At 41.5% G+C, this 287-nt stretch carries 1 protein-coding gene; it reads left to right on the top strand.

Annotated elements, in window-relative coordinates:
- Window positions 1-287 (top strand): helix-turn-helix domain-containing protein (locus tag ACNQ0T_RS24005; RefSeq protein ID WP_417930473.1); only part of this gene is annotated, 287 nt, incomplete at both ends.

The following is a 287-nucleotide window of genomic DNA, read 5'->3' as shown; positions in this document are numbered from 1 at the left end:
GTGTAGATCTGACAAGTCCTGCGGGGAAAATGACGATGCAAGTGATTTCTGCCGTTGCTGAACTTGAACGAGATCTGTTGATTGAACGGACTCATGCTGGGATTGTAAGAGCAAAACGTGAGGGGAAACGTTTTGGTCGCCCCCCTACTCTCAATGATGAACAAAAAAAGGTTGTGATAGCGCGTATTCAGAGCGGTGTCAGTATTAGTGCTATTGCTCGTGAATTTAATACGACAAGACAAACAATATTGAGAGTTAAAGAAAAAACAACAATAAAAAACACGTAT

The sequence above is a fragment of the Enterobacter cloacae complex sp.6700776 genome (genome assembly GCF_048284255.1).
GTDB lineage: Bacteria > Pseudomonadota > Gammaproteobacteria > Enterobacterales > Enterobacteriaceae > Enterobacter > Enterobacter intestinihominis.
Note: the sequence above shows the minus strand (reverse complement) of the source record. Positions and strands in the feature narration are given on the sequence as shown.